Source organism: Mangrovimonas sp. DI 80 (assembly GCF_001975575.1).
GTDB lineage: Bacteria > Bacteroidota > Bacteroidia > Flavobacteriales > Flavobacteriaceae > Mangrovimonas_A > Mangrovimonas_A xylaniphaga.
The window spans coordinates 1-22,315 of sequence record NZ_MSDT01000001.1 but is presented as its reverse complement, the minus strand read 5'-3'; the positions used below and the strand labels follow the sequence as shown (position 1 = coordinate 22,315).

Annotated in this window: 19 protein-coding genes; 9 read left to right on the top strand and 10 right to left on the bottom strand. The window is 38.0% G+C overall.

The genetic code is table 11. The features are described 5' to 3' along the window. Positions 1–6 precede the first annotated feature (6 nt). From BKM32_RS00095 to BKM32_RS00085, 3 genes are read right to left on the bottom strand one after another with little or no spacing between them, the layout of a single operon-like run. Positions 7–645 (bottom strand): outer membrane beta-barrel protein, encoded by a 639-nt coding sequence (locus tag BKM32_RS00095; RefSeq protein WP_253187364.1) that lies wholly within the window; start codon positions 643–645, stop codon positions 7–9. Between the two features lie 54 nt (positions 646–699). Further along, on the bottom strand, positions 700–1,653 hold the full coding sequence (locus BKM32_RS00090; protein WP_076661913.1) for a transketolase family protein: 954 nt from the start codon (positions 1,651–1,653) through the stop codon (positions 700–702). 17 nt (positions 1,654–1,670) lie between these two features. Continuing rightward, positions 1,671–2,516, bottom strand: a complete 846-nt coding sequence (locus BKM32_RS00085; protein WP_053975399.1) for a transketolase — start codon at positions 2,514–2,516, stop codon at positions 1,671–1,673. Between the two features lie 249 nt (positions 2,517–2,765). Here BKM32_RS00085 and tgt point away from each other — a divergent pair, with 249 nt between their 5' ends. The 8 genes from tgt (at position 2,766) to BKM32_RS00045 (ending at position 11,680) form a co-directional block, all read left to right on the top strand. After that, positions 2,766–3,896, top strand: coding sequence for a tRNA guanosine(34) transglycosylase Tgt (gene tgt / locus BKM32_RS00080; RefSeq protein ID WP_076661911.1), 1,131 nt, complete (start codon positions 2,766–2,768; stop codon positions 3,894–3,896). Between the two features lie 4 nt (positions 3,897–3,900). Next, positions 3,901–4,977 carry an LptF/LptG family permease gene (locus BKM32_RS00075; RefSeq protein WP_076661909.1) on the top strand — a complete coding sequence of 359 codons (1,077 nt, stop codon included), beginning with the start codon at positions 3,901–3,903 and terminating at the stop codon, positions 4,975–4,977. Further along, on the top strand, positions 4,964–5,854 hold the full coding sequence (locus BKM32_RS00070) for a DMT family transporter (protein ID WP_076661907.1): 891 nt from the start codon (positions 4,964–4,966) through the stop codon (positions 5,852–5,854). Before BKM32_RS00075 ends, BKM32_RS00070 begins: the two co-directional genes overlap by 14 nt. 157 nt (positions 5,855–6,011) lie before the next feature. After that, the gene (locus BKM32_RS00065; RefSeq protein ID WP_053975395.1) at positions 6,012–6,965 is read left to right on the top strand and encodes an acetyl-CoA carboxylase carboxyltransferase subunit alpha; all 954 of its coding nucleotides are present in this window, start codon (positions 6,012–6,014) and stop codon (positions 6,963–6,965) included. A gap of 171 nt (positions 6,966–7,136) precedes the next feature. Then, positions 7,137–8,681: a replicative DNA helicase gene (dnaB, locus tag BKM32_RS00060; RefSeq protein WP_076661905.1), complete on the top strand. Its 1,545-nt coding sequence runs from the start codon at positions 7,137–7,139 to the stop codon at positions 8,679–8,681. Positions 8,682–8,887: 206 nt separating this feature from the next. Then, positions 8,888–9,910, top strand: a complete 1,023-nt coding sequence (locus tag BKM32_RS00055) for an AI-2E family transporter (protein WP_076661903.1) — start codon at positions 8,888–8,890, stop codon at positions 9,908–9,910. A 156-nt stretch (positions 9,911–10,066) separates the two neighbouring features. Continuing rightward, complete coding sequence (locus BKM32_RS00050; RefSeq protein WP_076662098.1) at positions 10,067–11,251, top strand: asparagine synthetase B; 1,185 nt, start codon at positions 10,067–10,069, stop codon at positions 11,249–11,251. Positions 11,252–11,257: 6 nt separating this feature from the next. Next, on the top strand, positions 11,258–11,680 hold the full coding sequence (locus BKM32_RS00045) for a secondary thiamine-phosphate synthase enzyme YjbQ (protein WP_076661901.1): 423 nt from the start codon (positions 11,258–11,260) through the stop codon (positions 11,678–11,680). Here the strand turns inward: BKM32_RS00045 and BKM32_RS00040 are convergent. From BKM32_RS00040 to BKM32_RS00030, 3 genes are all read right to left on the bottom strand, one after another. Further along, on the bottom strand, positions 11,660–12,484 hold the full coding sequence (locus BKM32_RS00040; protein ID WP_076661899.1) for an HAD family hydrolase: 825 nt from the start codon (positions 12,482–12,484) through the stop codon (positions 11,660–11,662). The two genes, BKM32_RS00045 and BKM32_RS00040, sit on opposite strands and share 21 nt — an antisense overlap. A gap of 67 nt (positions 12,485–12,551) precedes the next feature. Further along, positions 12,552–15,812, bottom strand: a complete 3,261-nt coding sequence (locus BKM32_RS00035) for an amidohydrolase family protein (RefSeq protein ID WP_076662096.1) — start codon at positions 15,810–15,812, stop codon at positions 12,552–12,554. 142 nt (positions 15,813–15,954) lie between these two features. Then, a complete protein-coding gene (locus BKM32_RS00030) occupies positions 15,955–17,022 on the bottom strand; it encodes a hypothetical protein (RefSeq protein WP_123812032.1) in 1,068 nt (355 codons plus the stop codon). A 315-nt stretch (positions 17,023–17,337) separates the two neighbouring features. Between BKM32_RS00030 and BKM32_RS00025 the strand changes: the two genes are divergently transcribed. Then, the gene (locus tag BKM32_RS00025; RefSeq protein ID WP_076661895.1) at positions 17,338–18,486 is read left to right on the top strand and encodes an ATP-grasp domain-containing protein; all 1,149 of its coding nucleotides are present in this window, start codon (positions 17,338–17,340) and stop codon (positions 18,484–18,486) included. Positions 18,487–18,595: 109 nt separating this feature from the next. Here BKM32_RS00025 and rplT read toward each other — a convergent pair whose 3' ends face one another. The 4 genes from rplT to thrS all read right to left on the bottom strand — a co-directional run bounded on the left by rplT (position 18,596) and on the right by thrS (position 21,826). After that, positions 18,596–18,940, bottom strand: coding sequence for a 50S ribosomal protein L20 (gene rplT, locus BKM32_RS00020; protein ID WP_053975391.1), 345 nt, complete (start codon positions 18,938–18,940; stop codon positions 18,596–18,598). Between the two features lie 104 nt (positions 18,941–19,044). Next, positions 19,045–19,242, bottom strand: a complete 198-nt coding sequence (gene rpmI, locus BKM32_RS00015) for a 50S ribosomal protein L35 (RefSeq protein ID WP_053975390.1) — start codon at positions 19,240–19,242, stop codon at positions 19,045–19,047. 55 nt (positions 19,243–19,297) lie between these two features. Next, on the bottom strand, positions 19,298–19,852 hold the full coding sequence (gene infC / locus BKM32_RS00010; protein ID WP_205625697.1) for a translation initiation factor IF-3: 555 nt from the start codon (positions 19,850–19,852) through the stop codon (positions 19,298–19,300). Positions 19,853–19,882: 30 nt separating this feature from the next. After that, positions 19,883–21,826, bottom strand: coding sequence for a threonine--tRNA ligase (thrS, locus tag BKM32_RS00005; RefSeq protein WP_076661890.1), 1,944 nt, complete (start codon positions 21,824–21,826; stop codon positions 19,883–19,885). Between the last annotated feature and the right edge of the window lie 489 nt (positions 21,827–22,315).

Genomic DNA, 22,315 nt, shown 5'->3' with positions numbered 1-22,315 from the left:
GGCGTATTAGAGAAACAATGCCAAACTTAAGATGAATTGGTCAGGACGTGTATCGATTCGGTCTTGTAAAATGCTAAGGTCATTGTTCAGAAATTTGGCTTCGTTGGAATTGAAACCTCTTTCGTACCTCAAATCAATACTCAACTTATCAATAGTGACACCCACACCAAAATTAAGCCCGGTGGTAAAGTCGTTTTCAATTTGGTCAATTGTGTTATCACCAAATTCAGTCTTTAAAATATATTGAAAAGACGGTCCTGCAAAAACATGCAATGGACCAACAACTCTAAACCCTAAAAGCATTGGGGCATCCAGTTTTTGAACTTTAAGGTCGTCATTGTCGTATTCACTTTTGGTATTGGTATACACCAATTCCGGTCTAAAATACAAACGACCACCTATTTTTCCGAAGAGCCCAAAATGGAACCCGATATTTCTATCGGGAGATTTGTAACTCACCGAAGCAGCTTCAAAATATTCACCATTGGTACTGTAATTCAATCCTCCTTTTAGTCCATAACCAATTAACTCCTGTGCTTGGGCTTTATGGTTAAGGGCCGTTGTGAGCATGATGACACACAGTAGGCCAAAGGCTTTGCCGTAATTCTTATTTCTTGGTTTGAAAAGATCCTGTAACGTTTTCATAAATACTCTGTTTTAGATTTGGGTTATACCGTCTAAAACGTCAGGAAACAGTTATTATTTTCTTTTCATTACAGTTTGGGCAGCCTTCACGATAGCTTCAGCGTTCAATCCGTACTTGTCCATCAATTGAGCTGGAGTTCCAGATTCACCAAAAGTATCTTGAGTCGCTACAAATTCTTGAGGCGTTGGATTGTTTGTTGCCAATACTCTAGCAACACTTTCTCCAAGACCACCAAGGTAGTTGTGCTCTTCAGCAGTTACAATACAACCTGTTTTAGCAACAGAATCTAAAATAGCTTTCTCATCCAATGGTTTGATGGTGTGGATGTTGATAACCTCTGCAGAAATACCTTGCTCGTACAATGCTTTCGATGCTTCCAAAGCTTCCCATACCAAGTGACCAGTTGCTACGATGGTAACATCTGTTCCTTCAGTTAACTGAATCGCTTTTCCGATTTCAAATTTTTGATCGGCAGGCGTAAAGATTGGCACAGATGGACGTCCGAAACGTAAGTAAACTGGTCCTTCATGTTCTGCGATAGCGATAGTAGCAGCTTTGGTTTGGTTGTAATCACAAGGATTGATTACTGTCATTCCAGGAAGCATTTTCATTAACCCGATATCTTCAAGGATTTGGTGGGTTGCACCATCTTCACCTAAAGTTAAACCGGCGTGAGAAGCACAGATTTTTACGTTTTTACCTGAATAGGCAATAGATTGACGGATTTGGTCATAAACACGACCTGTTGAAAAATTGGCGAAAGTTCCTGTGAAAGGAATTTTTCCTCCAATTGTCAAACCAGCGGCAATACCCATCATGTTGGCTTCGGCGATTCCAATTTGGAAAAAACGCTCTGGGTTTTCCTTGATGAAATCACCCATTTTCAAAGATGGGGTCAAATCGGCACAAAGCGCTACAACATCAGGATTGGTACGTCCAAGTTCGGTTAAACCATCCCCAAATCCACTTCTAGTATCTTTCTTTTCTGTATATGTATATGTTTTCATTTTGTGTTGCGTTGTTATTAGTAATCTCCTAAGGTTTCAGGGTTTTGGCTTAATCCACTCTCCAATTGTGCGTCATTAGGAGCTTTACCATGCCATTCGTGAGTGTACATCATAAAGTCAACACCGTTACCCATAATGGTTTTTAACAAAACACAAACTGGTTTTCCTTGACCTGTTTTTGATTTGGCTTCAGCCATTCCTTTGATGATGGCTTCTACGTTATTTCCTTCTTCAATTTCAACAACAGTCCAACCAAATGCTTCAAACTTTTCACGGATGTTACCCATTGGCAATACCTCGTCTGTTGCACCGTCAATTTGTTGACCGTTCAAGTCTACTGTAGCGATAATGTTGTCTACTTTTTTAGCAGAGGCATACATGATAGCTTCCCAGTTTTGACCTTCTTGAAGCTCTCCGTCTCCGTGCAAACTGTACACTAAGTGAGCGTCGTTATTCATTTTTTTGGCTTGTGCAGCACCAAGTGCTACAGACATACCTTGACCCAACGATCCAGAAGCAATTCTTACACCTGGTAACCCTTCGTGTGTAGTTGGGTGTCCCTGTAAGCGGGAATCAATTAATCGGAATGTGCTTAACTCCTCTACAGGGAAGTATCCTGCTCTGGCAAGTACACTGTAAAATACAGGTGAAATGTGTCCGTTTGACAAGAAGAAAAGGTCTTCACCTATTCCGTCCATATCAAAACCTTCCTTTCTATCCATGATCTCATTGTATAATGCTACCATAAATTCGGTACATCCCAAAGACCCCCCAGGGTGACCTGAGTTTACCTTGTGTACCATACGTAGAATATCTCTACGCACTTGAATTACTAAGTCTTCTAATTGCTGTGTGTTTGGCATCTTTAAAACGTATTTTTTAAAGGCGCTAAAATAAGGCTTTATAGGGCGTAAACAAAACGATTTCAGAGGTATTTTAGCCTCATTTTCAACATAGTTTTTAAAGTTTATTTTTAAATATCAGGAGAGATCGTGTTTAGTTAATTATCTTTGCGAATTGATACATTTTTTTAGTCCTGAAAACTTGATAGTTACGGATTCTATTTGGGATTTGGATACGGTTTTGGGATGGTTAAAATTATACGCAGAAAGATGAAATTTGACTTAAAAGCGAAAGACCCACAAAGTAGTGCTAGAGCAGGGGTAATTACCACCGATCACGGTACTATTGAAACTCCCATTTTTATGCCCGTTGGAACAGTGGCCTCGGTAAAAGGAGTGCACCAACGCGAATTGAAAGATGAAATCAATCCAGATATCATATTAGGAAATACTTATCACCTGTATTTGCGACCACAAACTTCCATTTTGGAAAAGGCAGGAGGATTGCACAAGTTCATGAATTGGGACAGGAATATTTTGACCGATTCTGGAGGGTATCAAGTGTATTCGCTTTCTGGGAATAGAAAAATCAAGGAAGAAGGGGTGAAGTTCAAGTCGCATATCGATGGTAGTTACCATACGTTTACTCCTGAAAATGTGATGGAAATCCAAAGAAGTATTGGGGCAGATATCATCATGGCTTTTGATGAATGCACGCCTTACCCATGCGATTATAACTACGCCAAGCGTTCCATGCACATGACCCACCGTTGGTTGGATAGATGTATCAATCATTTGGAAAAAGTACCGTTTAAATACGACTATAGTCAGGCGTTTTTCCCAATTGTTCAGGGGAGTACCTATAAAGATCTAAGAAAGCAATCTGCTGAATATATTGCCAATGCAGGCGCTGTTGGAAATGCCATTGGAGGATTGTCTGTAGGTGAGCCGGCAGAGGAAATGTATGCCATGACCGATGTGGTAACAGCCATTTTACCTGAGGATAAACCTCGTTATTTAATGGGAGTTGGGACCCCTATCAATATTTTGGAAAATATTGCGTTAGGTATTGACATGTTTGACTGTGTAATGCCTACAAGAAATGCCCGTAACGGAATGTTGTTTACTGCCCACGGAACCATCAACATTAAAAACAAAAAATGGGAAGATGACTTTTCGCCAATTGATGAAATGGGCATCACTTTTGTAGATACTGAATATAGTAAGGCTTATTTGCGTCACTTGTTCACTGTAAATGAGCTCTTAGGAAAACAAATTGCCACAATCCATAATCTAGGGTTCTATTTATGGTTGGTTAGAGAAGCAAGAAAACATATATTAGCGGGAGATTTTAGAACCTGGAAAGATATGATGGTTAAACAAATGGACAAGCGTTTATAAGCCTATGAAAATACTGGATTGGTACATACTTAAACGGTATTTGTTTACATTTTTAATGATGTTATTACTGTTTATCCCTATTGGAATTACAGTAAACTTAGCAGAGAAAATCGGAAAGATTTTAGAGAACGAAGTACCGTTTCCTGCCGTGGCACAGTACTATCTGGATTTTACTGTTTATTTCGCCAACCTGCTTTTTCCCTTGTTTTTGTTCTTGTCTGTGATTTGGTTTACCTCCAAATTGGCAAACAATACGGAGATTGTCGCTTTTTTGAGTTCCGGAGTGTCTTTTTCTAGATTCCTCAGACCTTATATGATTGGAGCAAGTATTGTTGCTGCTTTTGCATTGTTGCTAGGGCTTTATTTAGCGCCTTTGGCCAGTAAGGGATACAATGAGTTCCGCTATAAATACTTAAAGAAGAACAGTAATGTTATTGAAACTCAGGATATTTATCGTCAGATCAATGACCATGATATTATTTATGTAAGCCGTTTTGACCCTAAAATGAAACGAGGGAACAAATTCACTTTGGAACATTACGATGGCAATAAGTTGGAATACAAAATATTTGCTGACAACATCACTTATGTAGAGCAAGACACTACTTATAAGCTGACCAATTTCGTGAAACGGACTTATGATGAAAATGACGAGGTCTTGGAAAGCATCAGAAGATATGATACCCTTTTTAAGTTCGATTTGGATGATCTTACCCCGGCCAATTATATGGCCGAGACCTTATTATATGGAGAGTTGACCCGATTTATCGAAAAGGAGAAAAAAAGAGGGTCTTCCAATATAGGACGTTACGAAGTGGTGCAGTACAAAAAGTGGAGTTTGCCGGTTTCTGTATTCATTCTTACCATTATCGCCGTTTCGGTGTCTTCTATCAAGCGTAGGGGAGGAATGGGCGTCAATTTGGCCTTTGGAATTTCCATTGCCATGGTTTATGTATTTTTCGATAAGGTATTTGGGGTCATGGCAGAGCAATCGGACTTTCCGCCATTGGTGGCCGTATGGTTTCCAAATGTAATCTTTGGTATGTTAGCGCTATACCTTCTGTACAATGCCAAACGCTAAGCTAAAACACTATCTGCAGTTACACTTTTTGGTTTTTATTGCAGGATTTACCGCTATTCTTGGAGAATTAATTTCGGTAGGTGCCATGGACTTGGTATGGTACCGAATGGTCATTGCCAGTATTTTGATATTTGGATATATGAAGTACAAAAAGCTGGGGATGCGACTTAGGCCAAAAGTTCTACTCCAATTTGTACTGGCCGGAATTATTATCGCCCTGCATTGGATCACCTTTTTTGAAGCCATCAACCAATCCAATGTGTCCATTACCTTGGCCATGTTTTCTACCGGCGCTTTTTTCGCCTCTTTTATAGAGCCAATGATTTATAAAAGACGCATTGTTTGGTATGAAATTATCTTTGGATTAATAGTTGTTCTAGGCGTGTTTTTAATTTCGAGAGGCGAGCTACATTATATCAATGGAATGATATTGGGAGTTATTTCGGCTTTATTGTCATCCCTTTTTTCGGTGTTAAATGGGGTTTATATCAAGCAGTACGATGCAACCATCATTTCATTTTATGAGTTTATAAGCGGTGTATTGTTCTTAAGTGTTTTTATGTTGTTTAAGGGAGGCTTTAATTCCCAATTCTTTCAAATTTCATGGATGGACTTTCTATACCTATTTATTCTCGGATCGATTTGTTCTGCTTATGCCTTTATTGAAGCGGTAAAAGTGATGAAGTATATTAGTCCTTATACCGTAATTCTGTCCTATAATCTAGAGCCTGTTTACGGTATTGTTTTGGCGATTCTTTTATTTCCTGAAACAGAAATCATGGGAGCCAATTTTTATTACGGCGTATTTTTAGTGTTGGGAACCTTAATCTTCGAAGCCATTTTAAAACAGCGCAAAGCAAACAAAATAAAACGCTAATTAATTGGTAAAACCCGTTAAAGTTTTTCTATTCTTCTACAATATATTTAATTTTGCGCCGTCATAAGACACGAAGCTACATTTCGCATTTTTTCATGAGTTAAAAACGAAAAATTATGTAGGTTTGTACGCTAACTAAAATTAAACTTAAGTTTCAATGGAATATTTAGAATTTGAACTTCCAATTAAAGAACTTCAAGACCAACTGCAAAAATGTCAACTTATAGGCGAGGAGAGCGAAGTAGATGTTAGTGAGACCTGTAAGAAGATTGAAAAGAAATTAGAAGAGACTAAAAAAGATATCTATAAACACTTGACGCCATGGCAACGTGTACAGTTGTCCCGTCACCCAGACAGACCTTATACTCTAGATTATATCAAAGCCCTTTGTGGGGACACGTTTTTAGAGCTTCACGGCGATAGAAATGTAAAGGACGATAAGGCCATGATTGGTGGATTGGGTAAAATTGGCGATCAAACTTATATGTTCGTAGGACAGCAAAAAGGGTACAATACCAAAACAAGACAGTACCGTAATTTTGGAATGTCCAATCCAGAAGGATACCGTAAGGCTTTGCGTTTAATGAAGTCTGCTGAGAAATTTGGTATTCCTGTAGTCACCTTTGTAGATACGCCAGGTGCTTATCCAGGATTGGAAGCCGAAGAGCGTGGACAAGGTGAAGCTATTGCAAGAAATATTTTTGAAATGACCAGACTTCAAGTGCCAATCATCACCGTTATTATTGGTGAAGGTGCTTCGGGAGGAGCTTTGGGTATTGGTGTAGGAGACCGTGTATTGATGTTGGAAAACACATGGTATTCGGTAATCTCTCCAGAATCTTGTTCTTCTATCTTATGGAGAAGCTGGGAATACAAGGAGCAGGCAGCTGAAGCATTAAAGCTTACCGCTCCAGATATGAAGAAACAAAAATTGGTAGACGATATTATAAAAGAACCTCTTGGAGGTGCCCATACCGATCGTGAAGGAGCCTTTTTGGCGGTTAAAAATGCCATTGAGAAAAATTACGACGAGCTCAAAAACTTATCACCAAAAGATTTGGTAAATGAGCGTATGGACAAATACATCAATATGGGTGTGTTTAAAGGGTAACTAGTTCATTTTTAAAGCTTTAATTAAAAACTGAAGTGGATAACTTCAGTTTTTTTTGGCACTATTAACAATTTTTTTAACTTATTAACAGTTAGATTGTTAATGGATTGTTAAGATTGATATCGCCATTTTTTTTAATCTTTCATATCATTTTATTTACATTCGTGATATATGAAACAACCAAGCCCAATACAAGGATACAGAGTCGATAAGAGTACATTAATTAGTCTAGAAAAGGGGAAAATCCCACCTCAAGCCACAGATTTGGAAGAGGTCGTACTCGGAGCCATGATGATAGATAAGAAAGGTGTCGACGAAGTTATCGACATCCTTAGCCCCGATGCTTTTTACAAGGAAGCTCACAAGCATATTTTTGAATCTATTTTCAAACTATTTGAAAACAGTGAGCCAATTGACCTTTTAACGGTGTCAACACAGTTAAAGAAAGACGGGAAGCTTGAGTTGATAGGTGGTGACTTTTATTTAATTTCCTTGACCCAAAGGGTGTCGTCTTCGGCGCATATCGAATTCCATGCGCGTATCATCCTTCAGAAATTCATTCAACGTAGTCTGATTAAAATTTCAAACGAAATTATTGAAGAAGCCTATGATGAAACGAAGGATGTATTCGACCTCTTGGACCATGCCGAGGCAAAACTTTATGAGGTAACTCAAGGGAACGTTAAAAAGTCTACTGAGTCTGCCCAAAGTTTGGTAATCCAAGCGAAGAAAAAAATTGAAGAGATTTCCAACAGGGAAGGGTTGAGTGGAATTCCAACAGGATTTACAAAGTTGGATAAACTGACCTCTGGATGGCAGCCTTCGGATTTGATTATTGTGGCAGCACGTCCTGGTATGGGTAAAACGGCCTTAACCTTGACAATGGCGAGAAACATAGCGGTAGATGGAAATATGCCCGTAGCCTTCTTCTCTCTGGAGATGTCCTCCGTACAGTTGATTACGCGTTTGATTTCGAGTGAAACTGGATTGTCTTCGGAGAAATTGAGAACGGGTAAATTGGAGAAGCACGAATGGGAACAATTGAACGTAAAAGTGAAGTCTTTGGAACAGGCGCCACTTTATATTGATGATACACCGTCGCTTTCCATTTTCGATTTACGTGCAAAAGCCAGACGTTTGGCATCCCAGTACGGCATTAAAATGATCATGATCGATTATCTTCAGTTGATGACCGCTGGGGGAAGCCAAAAGGGAGGTGGAAACCGTGAGCAGGAAATCTCGATGATTTCGCGTAACCTTAAGGCCTTGGCAAAGGAATTGAACGTTCCTGTAATCGCACTTTCGCAGCTGTCGCGTGCGGTTGAGACTCGTGGAGGAAGTAAGCGTCCTTTGCTATCGGATCTTCGTGAATCTGGAGCGATCGAGCAGGATGCGGATATCGTAGCATTTATCTATAGACCGGAATACTATAAAATTGAAGAGTGGGATGATGAAGAGCGTTCTCCAACCGAAGGACAAGGGGAGTTTATCATAGCAAAACACAGGAATGGTGGTTTGGAAAATATCCGTCTGAAGTTCCTTGGACACTTAGGTAAATTCGACAACCTGGATGAATTTGATACACCGTTTGGGGAATTCCATAGTAAAATGAATGAAGGGGGAGATGACAATTTTAGCCCAAGTAACTTTACACCATCGGCACATGATGCCTTTGGAGCGCCGGAACTACCGGACGACAACGATGTGCCTTTTTAATTAATTGATAGAGTTTTTACTCATTTTGAAGATGTGAAGAAACAGGAGCTAAGGTTCCTGTTTTTTTATGGGAAAAATTTAGGGAGATTAATTTCATCAAAGTCTTGTGAGTAGTACAATTTTAACCTTTGTTGGAGCTACTATTTTAAAGGCAATCCAAACAATTTGATGTAACTTTGCGCTCATTAAAAAGAAAAATTGCCAGCATGATCAATCAAACCCGTACCACCAACATGTTATTGCTAATTATAGTAATTCCATTAGTGTTTTATTTATTGAAAACCTTGTCGTTTATCTTTATTCCATTGGTGTTTTCAATGTTTATAGCCCTTTTGTTTTTGCCATTAATGCGTTGGTTGGGAAAACGAAACATTCCTAAAATGGCAAGTATTGTCATTGTGATTTTGTTGATTGTTTTAGGGTTGTGGGTAGGTGTAGAGTTGGTAAAATTGTCTAGCCAACAAATTATGGCCACCAAAAGTGAGTTTTTTGATAAAGCGGAAGTAAAACTTTTCAACCTAAAAAGCTATCTCACCACAACTTTTGGTGTAGAATTCAAAGAAAATGAAAACGTCCTAGCCCAATTTCTGCAAAAAGAGAATTTGGGAACTACCTTCGATTTTATTAGAAAATTAGCTACTTCTATATTGATGACCGCTTTTTTTGTGGTATTGTGGTTGGCAGAATCCATCAATATGCACCAATTGTTGAATACCACCATTCTAAAACAGCGCCACACATCGGTAAAGACGTTTATCAAAATTGAAAAGGACTTGATAAAATTTATCAAGGTGAAGTTTTTAGTGAGTTTGCTTACAGGAATTGGAACTGGATTGGCTTGTGTGGTTTTTGATGTAAGTTTCCCTATATTCTGGGGTTTATTTGCCTTTGCCATTAACTTCGTGCAAATGGTTGGGTCGTTTATTGCCGTGATTTCATTGGCAATTTTCGCCTTTGTTGAATTGGAGCCAAGCAGCACTTTGTTCTTTTTTGTATTGTCCATAACCGGGGTTCAAGTATTGTTTGGTGCCATTATGGAGCCAATTTTTATGGGGAAATCCTTTTCCATCAATATCATTACGGTACTGGTAATGTTGATGCTTTGGGGCTACATCTGGGGAATTCCAGGCTTGATTATGGCCATTCCTATTACTGTTTTCATGAAAATTATCTTAGAGCAATTCCCAAATACCAAGCGTATTGCCAATCTACTTTCGGGAACAACCTAGGCGACAGGACACAGTATGTTGGCTTAATATTTCCTTAAAGCTTTTTATGAAAGGCTAATTTTTAAGTATCTTTCCACTATGAAGAAGATAATCGCCTTAGTGGTATTTTTGGTTTTTTGTGCAAATGCTAGTTTTGCCTCTTATATCTTGGTTCCTATGGATGCCGAAGGGCAGCAAAACCATCTGAAGGCTTATGGCATTACCTATTGGACATTGGAAAAGCAACTTAAGGTGAAGTGGTTGTTGAACTACCGTGGAGGCTCTTTTTTGTTGCCTGATGCAGAGGAAATCCAACGAGAGTGCCAGATAAGAGGGGTGAGTTTTGAAGTCTTATCCAATTCCAAAGCCGAAGAAATCTTGGAATTCATTAGCAGTCCTTCCCAAAATATGGAGGCGGTGGTCTTGGAAAAGGCACCTAAAATTGCCGTATATACACCTTACGGAAAGCAACCTTGGGACGATGCCGTAACTATGGTGTTGACTTATGCAGAAATTCCGTATGATACTATTTATGATGAAGAAGTGCTCAATGATGCCTTGTTGTTATACGATTGGTTGCATTTGCACCATGAAGATTTTACAGGGCAATTTGGTAAATTTTATCGATCATTCAAATCGGCGGCATGGTATATTGAAGAGAAAAAAGCAGCGGAAGAATTAGCTGCAAAATTGGGATATGATAAAGTATCTGAAGCCAAATTGGCTGTGGCGCTAAAGATTCGGGATTATGTAGTTGGAGGTGGTTTTATGTTTGCCATGTGCAGTGCTACCGATAGTTTTGATATTGCATTAAGTGCCGAAGGTGTGGATATTTGTGAGCCAATGTTTGATGGTGATGGCAGCGATCCCGCTTATCAGAATAAAATTGATTTCAGCAAAACATTTGCTTTTAAGGACTTTTTATTGGAGCGTAATCCTAATGTTTATGAATTCTCATCGATAGATATGACCCAAAAGCGTCGCATTCCAAAAACAACCGATTATTTTACCCTAATGGATTTTTCAGCTAAATGGGATCCTGTGCCAACCATGCTTTGCCAAAATCATACGGCTTTGGTGAAAGGATTTATGGGGCAAACCACAGCCTTTACACGTGATGAAATCAAGTCGAATGTACTCATCATGGGAGAAAACAAAACCAATGGTGAGGCCAAGTATATTCACGGAATAAAAGGAAAAGGGTTCTTTACTTTTTATGGCGGACACGATCCAGAAGATTACACACATAGGGTAGGAGATCCCAAAACGGAATTGGATTTGCATCCTACGTCTCCTGGTTACCGATTAATATTGAACAACGTGTTGTTCCCTGCTGCCAAGAAGAAAAAGCAGAAGACCTAAATAAGTATGAAAAGTTTTCAGAAGGAAATTCGGCTTTCGGCCAAGTCAAGAGGTTTTCATTTGGTGACCCAAGAAATACTCAGTCAGTTTTCAGAAATTCAAAATATAAATGTGGGGTTGTTTTATGTGTTTATCAAACACACTTCCGCGAGTTTGACCATTAATGAAAATGCCGATCCAACCGTTCGTGACGATTTTGAAAATCATATCAATAAAATGGTGCCCGAAAATCAACCATATTACCGCCACACTTATGAAGGCCCTGATGATATGCCTGCACACATCAAGGCCTCTTTAATGGGAACCTCTGTTCAAATTCCGATTACTCAAGGACAATTGAATTTAGGAATTTGGCAAGGTATTTATTTATGCGAACATCGCAATCATGCCTCGGGAAGACGTTTGGTATTAACAGCCTTTGGCAATTGATTGTTTGTCTTTGATAAGCTGTTCCAAAATAACTTCTACGCCTTCTTCGTCATTGCTTTTGGTTTGGTAGCGTGCTACTTCCTTCACATTTGGGTGGGCATTGCTCATGGCATAGCTATAGGCCGCTTGGGCCATCATTTCCAAATCGTTGTTGTAGTCGCCAAAAACCATAGTTTCTTCCTTTGAAACCCCTAATAGATCCTGAACCTGTTGTAATGCATAGCCTTTATTGGTATTCATATGCGAAAGATCCAACCAATTAGATCCAGAGACTTTCACTTGTATATGGTCTTCGTAATGCTTTACGTGAGGGTAGATATTTTGTTCAGAACCACCAAAGCTGTAAACTGCAATTTTTAGGAAATTGTCATCGTTAACTTGGGTTAAGTCTTCAACCTGTTTAAATTCGGTGTAATATTCCTTGAACATATTGATGAAACTCTCATCGTTGCTTTCAATGTAGGCCGAACGTTCTCCACATAAAACTATATAGGAATCTTCAATGTCTCTTAAAATAGGAATCAGACGATTGATATCTTCCATTGGGAAATAGTTAGCGTGCAATTGCTTGTCGCCTTGTTTAGTAAGACCGCCATTTTCAGCAATAATGGTAATCTCGTCTTTTATAGAACCCAGTTTGTCAAGGATACTGAAATATTGACGTCCACTAGCCGCTATAAAATGAACATTATTGGTTTTAAGTTCGTTGAATAATTTATAAAAATTACTGCTCACTTCCCCTTTGGAATTGAGCAGTGTACCATCCATATCGGTGACCACCAATTTGATTTGAGATAAATTCATAGGCAAATTTTTTCCAAAGCTAAGACTCTCAAGGCAAAAGGCTCTGAAATTAATGTTAATATATCGTTTAGTGGGCAACCCCAATATGGCAACTACATGAAGGCGTAGTAAAACTTTGAGTTTCTTCATGCCATGGGAACGCTTGGTTGTACTTGTTGTTTTCCCAATAGAACTTTGTGCGTTCTTTAGGATTGTTACCAATTTCGTTCATGGTTTCGGTGTCATAAAGTCTTCCATTCACCATAGTGTAAATGATGCTTTCTGAGTTTTGAATGTTTTCCAACGGGTTTTTGTCCATGACAATAAGGTCGGCCAGTTTACCTTCCTTTAATGAACCAATGTCCTTGGCCATCCCAATATAATCCGCACCGTTGATGGTTGCAGCTTTAAGGGCTTCGTGGTTAGTCATACCTCCTTGTTGCAACATCCACAATTCCCAATGAGCTCCTAGACCTTGTAATTGACCGTGGGCACCCAAATTTACTTTCACACCAGCATCAGATAGCTTTTTACAAGTTTCAGAAACCAAAATGTGTCCATTTTCATATTCGTCATCCGGTACCATCGTTCTGTGTCTTGACCGGGCATCGATAATACCTCTAGGAGTGTATTTCAACAGTTTTTCATTTTCCCAAACATTGGTTTTTTGGTACCAATAGTATTCGCCATTCAAACCGCCATAATTCACAATAAGAGTAGGAGTGTAGCCAACATTACTATTGCTCCATAATTCAACAATGTCCTTATAAACAGGAGCTACCGGAATGTTATGCTCAATTCCTGTATGACCATCCATAATCATAGACATGTTGTGGAAGAAATTGGAACCTCCCTCAGGCACTACAAAAATACCTTCCTCGCGAGCGGCTTGTAATACCTGTTGGCGTTGGTCACGTCTAGGTTGGTTGTAACTTTTTACAGAAAGTGCTCCAAATGCTTTGGTACGTCTGATGGAAGAACGGGCATCTTCAAGTCCGTTGATGACAGCTTTAAAGTCGCCATCGGCACCATAAAGAATGAACCCTGTAGAAAACAATCGAGGGCCAACCATATCACCACTTTTTTGTAATTCGGATAAGGTGAAAATCGTTTCAGAATTAGCTGATGGGTCATGAGCAGTAGTGACACCAAAAGCTAGGTTAGCGTAGAATTGCCAGTGTTTTTGAGTAGGCAAACCATCTCTAAACCCACCAACGTGAGCATGTACATCTACAATCCCGGGCATAATGGTTTTTCCAGTGACATCATATACTTTCGCATTGGATGGGATTTTAACATCGGAAGCGCTACCCAAAGATTCAATTCTGTTTTCATTGATAATGATGGTTCCATTTTCAATCACTTCATCACCTTCCATGGTAATAATTCTTGCCCCTGTTAAAGCAATACGTCCATCAGGCTTATCAGTTTTCACTTTTAAATTGATGGTAATGCCATCTTTAACCAATTTGCTGTCTTCTGAAATGTTTGCGGTGTAATAGGTGTTCCCTAAAGTCCAGTGTAATTTTTTACTATCCGAAGACCAGTGAAGATTGAGTCCGGCATCTTTGGAAAGTTGGGTTACAGGGACAAATTTAGTTGCATCTGTGATATCCAAAGTTTGGCCGGCATGTGGCATTGGAGCCATGTATACTTTATGCAAATGAATAAAAGCAATCCAATTCCCATCAGGGCTAGGGACTAATCTGTTGCCGTGTTTGGATTTTACCAGTACTTGATCGTCATTACCATTAAGATTGGCAATTTTGAGTTCTTTGGTAAGCTCTCCAAAGAATTTACCGCCCGTTTGGTAAATGATTTTTGTGTCCTCATTATTGAAGATTGGAAAATCACCTTCTTTGGTTACAAATTTGGAATTACTACCATCGGCATTCATTACATAAATTCCATGGTTGTTGTCATAAGCATAACCTTGATCACTGTTACCGACTTCTTTTAAATAAACAATTTGGTTGCTGTTATGAGAAAAAGAAGGATTCCTGTAGATGCCTTTTTCAGAAGTTAGTTTCACAGGAGTGCCTCCAGAAGCAGGAATTTTATAGATAGCACCCAAGTCTTCATCGTTCCAAGTGACATAAACAATATTTTTTCCATCCGAAGAGAAGCTAGGTTCAAATTCAAAATCGGTGTTAGAGGTAAGACGTTTTGGAGTACCATTTGGAAGTTTTCGGGACCACAAATGACCAACGGCACTGAACACTAATGTTTTTCCATCAGGAGACGTTACGGCATGTCTAATAACTTTGGCATCGAAGGTATCGGGAGCCACAGGATTGTCAAATTTAACAGCTTTGGCAATTTTAATGTTAGCATCTACTTGAAATGGAATGTTGGAGACTTCTAAAGAATTGATGTTAATTTTATTGATTTTACCACCAGCCCAAAACACAATCTCTTCATTGTTTGGCATCCAGTTGAAGTTTGGGTATACTCCAAAAATGGCCCAAGCTTCCTGTTGATCCTTGTTCAACTTGTCATAAAGTGGCCACTCTTGACCAGTTTCCAAATCATGGATATACAGCACCGATTTTTCACGTACACGCTTAACAAAAGCTAGTTTTTTTCCATCTCTAGAAATTTGAGGGCGGGCAGCACCTCCAGGACCGCCACTAATTCTGTCAATTTCCCCCGTAGCCATATCGTATTTGTTGATCACATAAATTTGGCTGTTCGGATCTTTGTTGTATTGAAAATACCCTCCAGGGTACATATCCTCACTGTAATAAAGGTATTTTCCGTCAGGAGACATACTTGGTTCGTTGACATCCTGTTGGTCGTTTTTACGTTTTGTAAGTTGGATACCACTACCTCCTGTTTTGTGGTACATCCACATTTCACCGGCACCTGCCGAACGCTCTGAAGTAAAATGTTTTCTAGCAATGATGTATTGCCCATCTGGAGTCCAAATGGCATTGTTCAAAAGCCTAAAGTCCTCCTTGGTGATGGCTTTGGCATTGCTACCATCTGCATCCATCATCCAAATGTTGTCACCACCGCCGGCGTCACTGGTGAAAGAAATATGTTTTCCATCAGGACTAAAACGAGGTTGCACCTCAAAGGCAATCCCTTCTCTCAAACAAGTGGCTTTTCCTCCAGTACTTTTTATTTTGTAGATATCGCCCAACATATCAAAAACAATAAATTGACCGTTGGGGCTTATATCTAGATTCATCCAAGTCCCTTCATCAGTAGAAAAATGATGGGTTTGATAGTCAAAATCTCCTTGTGGATTGTTGACATCCCAAGTTGGGGTTTTGTCTTTATCCTGACTAAAGAGCGAAAAATGACATGATAGAAGTAATAGAATTAAAGAGCTTGTTCGTAGCATTTGCATAATGAATTGTTTTGGCTCGAAATATACTTATAAATAGTGATTTTTGACAACAAATTTAGCGAGGGAGTACCGGTAATATAAAAAAAAGCCAGTTCAAATTGAACAGGCTTTTTTTAATGTGTTTTAAAAACTATTATTATTCAGGAGCCCCATATTGGAAATATGTAGCCCAACTGTTACCTGAGAAACCACAGCCATCTCCCCAAGCGGTTTCGCTGCATTCTCCTTCATAGCAATCAATTGGTATGGTAATGATTGTTGGTTGAATTGATGGTATCTGAGGCATCAAAATGACTCCTAATAAATCACCACATCCCGGTTCAAAATCCAAATGTGAAAGGGCTGCATTGTAAATTTCTAAGGCTTTTGCTAGTGTGTACTCTCCTAAGTACGGACCGTCAATTTCTTCATCTTCAATGAACTTCCAGATTGCAAATTGAATCTCTCCCATGGTATATCCCTGACTGATGAAATCTTGATTGAGAATCCAATTAATCGCACCTAATGTTTCTTCGTAATCAAGTGGCAACCCAGATAAGTCATCAAAAATAGTATAGACATCTGCATCAAAACAGTCATCACCATAATTTAAATGGGTGTCATAATCAAGACACCAAGCACCGCTTATTCCAGATATGGAAGTTCCTTCAGAGATACTAAGATCAAAATAACTGCCTGTGCCTGGTTTTGCTTCAACACATACTTGAACAGTGCTAGGGAGATTCGCAATGACATCTTGGGGTGATTGTGAGATGCAGTTTACTTTTGCATGGGCAGCTATATAGGTGCCGTACGAGGTTGGAACCGTGTATGAAACCATCCCAATACAATCATGAGATCCACTCCATTCAAAATTGCCTATTTTAGGGTTGCCCCCTCCATTTACTGGAAAGTTAGATGGACTATCAACAACAGATAAATGGGTTTCTGTTAAGCAGTACATATCATTGGTAATGGTGTAAGTGATTATATAATTTGAACCAACTATTTCAACGTAGACGGTTCCAACGACATAACCATTCCCATTTCCATTTCCTGCAATTAAGTCAACTTGGGAGCTAGTGGTATTGCACACGACAAAGGATAGAGCATTTTCGCTTTTCTTTTCAGAATTTAAGGGTTCCACTTGGCAACTAAACATGGCAAATAGCATGAATAGACCAAAAATCAAATTGGAATAATTTGTAAGTCTAATTTTCATCATTTAATATTTATGAATTAATATTTGTTTTTTGCTATTAACCATTTTTTACTTAGTTGAAAATAGGTAATATTCTAAAAAAAGTAATCATAAATTAGATGATGAATAAATTTATCCGATAAATTACAGTCTAAACCGTAATGTGTTAGAATTAAAGGGGTAATGATGATTTATAAATTAAGGTCGCTGTATGAAGTGTAATATGATTGTGTGAACTTTGTTATATTTTTTTTATATAATGAAGGAAAATTGCTATTTTAAGTAATAAAAATGCCATGTTTTAAAAATGTATTTTAATATTATTAATTTAAATATAGTATGGGTAAAATTGGGACGATGTTGTCAATTTTAATTCCTGATGGAGAGAGTAGTTTGCTTTTATATGTAGTTAATGGCTTATCTCAAGTAAAGGGGATTAATATTTATGTTATGTCTAATAAGAAGTACATACCAATGAGGCTTTCAAGGCATATTAAAAACTTCTCTTTTTATCCCAAAACAGAAAATGAATTAGATTGGATAGAAAATATTAATCAAGAAATAAAAAAGTATAAGATTGATGTGTTGCTTCCTATTTACGAATCAGGTATAGAAACAATTATAAAATTTAGAGGGAAATTAATATCAGAAAAACTATGTTTGTTACCATCAATTGTTGATTTTACAAAAGCAAAAAACAAATGGATGTTAGCACGGCATTTGTTGATTAATGACTTACCTTATCCTGAGACGGCTCTATTTTTAATGGAAGAAAAGTTTCGGATTAATAAACTTAAGTTTCCTCTCATAGTAAAACCTGTTGAAGGTAGAGGAGGAGGAGAAGGGGTTTTTCTTTTTAACACTAAAGATGAGTTAGAATATTATTTTTTAAATAATAAATTTACTAATAGCCAAATTGTTCAGGAATATGTAAAAGGTTATGATATTGGATGCAGCGTATTATGTAAATCGGGGGATATCTTGGCATTTACCATTCAAAAGTGTACCATGCCAAACACCAATCCATTTAGACCTTTGCTTGGAGTTAAATTTGTATACGATGAAAATTTATATATAATAGTAAAAAAGATGATGGAATCTTTGAATTGGTCAGGTGTCGCACATGTAGATTTAAGGTATGACATAGAGGCTAAAGTATATAAGGTAATAGAAGTCAATACTCGTTTTTGGGGTTCCTTGGATGCTTCATTAACAGCAGGAATTAATTTCCCTTATTTATACTGTTTAGCTATTTCTAACGTGAATTTTGTAGTCCCTAAATACAATTATATATCTTTTTTAAACCTCAAGGGATTATTGTTGAGTATTGTTAAAGATAGGAAATTGTTATTTGATTTCAGTTATATGTTTAATAATACTCCTTTAAAATTTGCTTTAAAGGACCCGTTGCCCTTTATATTTAAATATATAAACTTTACGAAGGTAAGCTTAGCAAATTTGGTTAAAATTAAAGTAGGAAGGGAATGAATATAATGTAAAATCGAAGGGCTAAGTTTGACTTTTAAACAAAAAAAATCCGATTCAAATTGAATCGGATTTTTATAAGCGAATTGTTGTTATTATTTAGGCGAACGCCTTACTTTACTTTGTTTACGATTGCTTCAAAAGCTTCTGGGTTGTTCATCGCTAAATCGGCAAGAACCTTACGGTTCAATTCGATATTGTTAGCTTTAAGGGCTCCCATAAACTTAGAATATGACATTCCGTGTAATCTAGCTCCTGCATTGATACGTTGAATCCATAAAGCACGGAAAGTTCTCTTTTTGTTTCTACGGTCTCTGTACGAGTATTGCATCGCTTTTTCAACCGCGTTTTTGGCTACTGTCCAAACGTTTTTACGTCTTCCAAAGTAACCTTTGGCCTGCTTAAGAACCTTTTTTCTTCTAGCTCTCTTAGCAACTGAATTTACTGATCTTGGCATTTCTTAATTTGTTTTTTTGTAGTAGGCGGTCAATAAAATTGACACTTGTTACTTTTGGCCTAACTCCAGGGTTTATAAATTTGTTAACCGGTTAAAGACCGATATTACTTTAAACGTAACATGGTTTTAACATTGTTCTCGTCTGACTTATGTACTAAAGTATCATGAGTCAAGGCAAGTTTACGCTTTTTAGATTTTTTAGTCAAAATGTGACTTTTAAAAGCGTGCTTTCTCTTAATCTTACCAGTGCCAGTAAGTTTAAAACGTTTCTTGGCACTTGATTTAGTTTTCATTTTAGGCATCTTTCTCCTAGTTTTTAATTTACGTTTCGCTTATTATTGTTTACCTTAATAGGTATTATTTTGTTTTTTTAGGAGCAATGAACATGGTCATACGTTTTCCTTCCAATTTTGGCATTTGTTCTACTTTACCAAATTCTTCAAGATCCTGAGCCAATTTCAATAATAGAATTTGTCCCTGCTCTTTAAACACAATCGAACGCCCTTTAAAGAATACAAATGCTTTTAATTTAGCACCTTCCTTAAGGAATTTCTCAGCGTGTTTCTTTTTGAATTCGTAATCGTGGTCATCAGTCTGAGGACCAAAACGAATTTCTTTTACAACAACTTTAGACGCTTTTGCTTTTAATGCTTTATCACGTTTCTTTTGTTCGTAAAGAAACTTTTTATAATCCATAACCTTACAAACAGGCGGATCAGCTTTTGGTGATATTTCTACAAGATCTAAACCTTGTTCTTCGGCAAGGGCCAATGCTGGCCTAATGTCGTAAATGCCTACCTCTACATTATCACCAACAAGGCGTACCTTTTCGGCTCTAATTTTAGAGTTAATTCTGTGCTGGTCTTCCTTTTGTTCTCTCTTAAAGTTATTTCTTTGTCTACGTATTGCTATGACTTATAAATTTTAGTTAAACTTAATTTTTTATTTAAAGGTTTTTAAGGTCTTTTTGATCTCTTGGTCAACAATGTTTGAAAACTCTTCAATGGTTATGGAACCTAAATCTTCTCCACCATGTTGACGAACTGAAATTTTACCTTCAGCTTCTTCATTTTCACCGATAATCACCATATATGGAATCTTTTTCATTTCCGCTTCACGGATTTTCTTTCCTATGGTTTCGTTACGATTATCTATGAGGGCGCGAATTTCGTGATTTTCCAACAAATTTAAAACTTTTTCGGCGTATTTTTCATATTTCTCACTTATACATAGTACAATAGCCTGCTCAGGAACCAGCCAAAGCGGGAAGTTTCCTCCAGTGTGTTCCAACAAAATTGCTACGAAACGTTCCATACTTCCAAACGGGGCACGGTGAATCATAACAGGTCTGTGAAGCTCGTTGTCACTACCTTTATATGTAAGGTCAAAACGCTCAGGTAAGTTGTAGTCCACCTGAATGGTTCCTAATTGCCATTGTCTTCCCAAAGCATCCTTAACCATAAAGTCTAATTTTGGACCGTAAAAGGCGGCTTCACCTTCTTCAATCACATAATTTAAACCTTTGTCTTTGGCTGCATTGATAATAGCTTGCTCGGCTTTCTCCCAATTTTCAACTTTACCTATATATTTCTCTGGATTCTCTGGATCACGAACAGACACTTGAGCAGTGAAGTTTTCGAAACCTAAAGATCCGAATACATAAAGTACCAAATCGATTACTTCCTTAAATTCAGTATCCAATTGATCTGGTGTACAGAAAATGTGGGCGTCATCTTGAGTAAAACCTCTTACACGAGTCAAGCCGTGTAACTCTCCACTTTGCTCATACCTATATACGGTACCAAATTCTGCATAACGCTTTGGTAACTCTTTATAGGAGAAAGGACGGGTATTGTAAATTTCACAGTGGTGAGGACAGTTCATTGGTTTCAACAAAAATTCTTCTCCTTCGTTAGGTGTGTGGATTGGTTGAAAACTGTCTTCTCCATATTTTGCATAGTGGCCAGAAGTTACATATAATTCCTTTTGACCAATATGAGGAGTCACTACCATTTCGTAACCTGCTTTCTTCTGAGCTTTTTTGAGGAAGTTTTCCAAACGCTCTCTTAAAGCAGCTCCTTTTGGAAGCCATAATGGTAAGCCTTGACCAACTTTTTGGGAGAAGGTGAAAAGTTCCAATTCTTTCCCTAGTTTTCTATGGTCACGTTTTTTGGCCTCTTCCAATAAATGAAGGTACTCAGTCAGGTCCTTTTGTTTAGGGAAGGATATACCGTAAACTCTAGTCAGCTGTTTGTTGTTTTCGTTTCCTCTCCAGTAAGCACCAGCTACCGAAAGCAATTTTACAGCTTTAATGATACCTGTGTTAGGAATGTGCCCACCACGACATAAATCAGTGAAGGTGGAGTGGTCGCAAAACGTAATGGTACCATCTTCCAGATTTTCGATCAATTCTACTTTATATTCATTACCTTGAGATTGGTACATAGCCAAAGCATCTGCCTTAGAAACAGAACGCATCTTAAAATCGTACTTTCCTCTGGCAATCTCTAGCATTTTGGATTCAATAGCCTTGAAGTCCTTATCAGAAATGGATTGGTCACCAAAATCAACATCATAATAAAATCCATTTTCAATGGCAGGACCTATAGACAGTTTTACACCAGGATACAATTCTTCCAAAGCTTGGGCCAATACGTGAGAACTAGAATGCCAAAAGGCCTTTTTCCCATCTTTATCATTCCATGTATATAATATTAAGGAACCGTTGGTAGTTATTGGGGTAGAAACTTCAATGGTTTCGTTATTAAAATTTGCCGAAATCACGTTTCTAGCAAACCCCTCACTGATGCTTTTAGCAACATCCATCGGTGTAACGCCTTGTTCAAAGCTTTTTACCGTTCCATCTGGTAATGTAATATCAATCATTTATTGTCTTCTATTTAAGAGGACAAAGATAAGAGGATAAATAATTTCATACAATACATATATATGTATTATTTGGAATGACCTAATTGAGGAGTGTAGCGTTTGGTTGAATACCGTATTATATATAGTAATGGAAAACGATACATATTATATATTAAGAATAGATAGAAAAGGGTAGGGGGAGAAACACATCACGGGGAATAAAATATTCACACATCCAAACGCTTCAATTCCAGTGTTGTAAAATCCTTTTCTCAAAAAAATCACCAAAAACCGCAAAAAAGGCTTGCGCATATCCAAAAAGGCGGTATATTTGCAGCCGCAAAAACAGCGAGTGCTGCGAATGCGAAGGGAGTTTATTGAGAGAGTCGGTTATAAGTGTTTTGAGGGCGATTGCGCCACGAAAAAAAAACTTTCAAAAAAATGACCGAACCGCTTGCGAGCTTCAAAAAAGGGTTCTATATTTGCACCCGCTTAAGCGATAAGCTT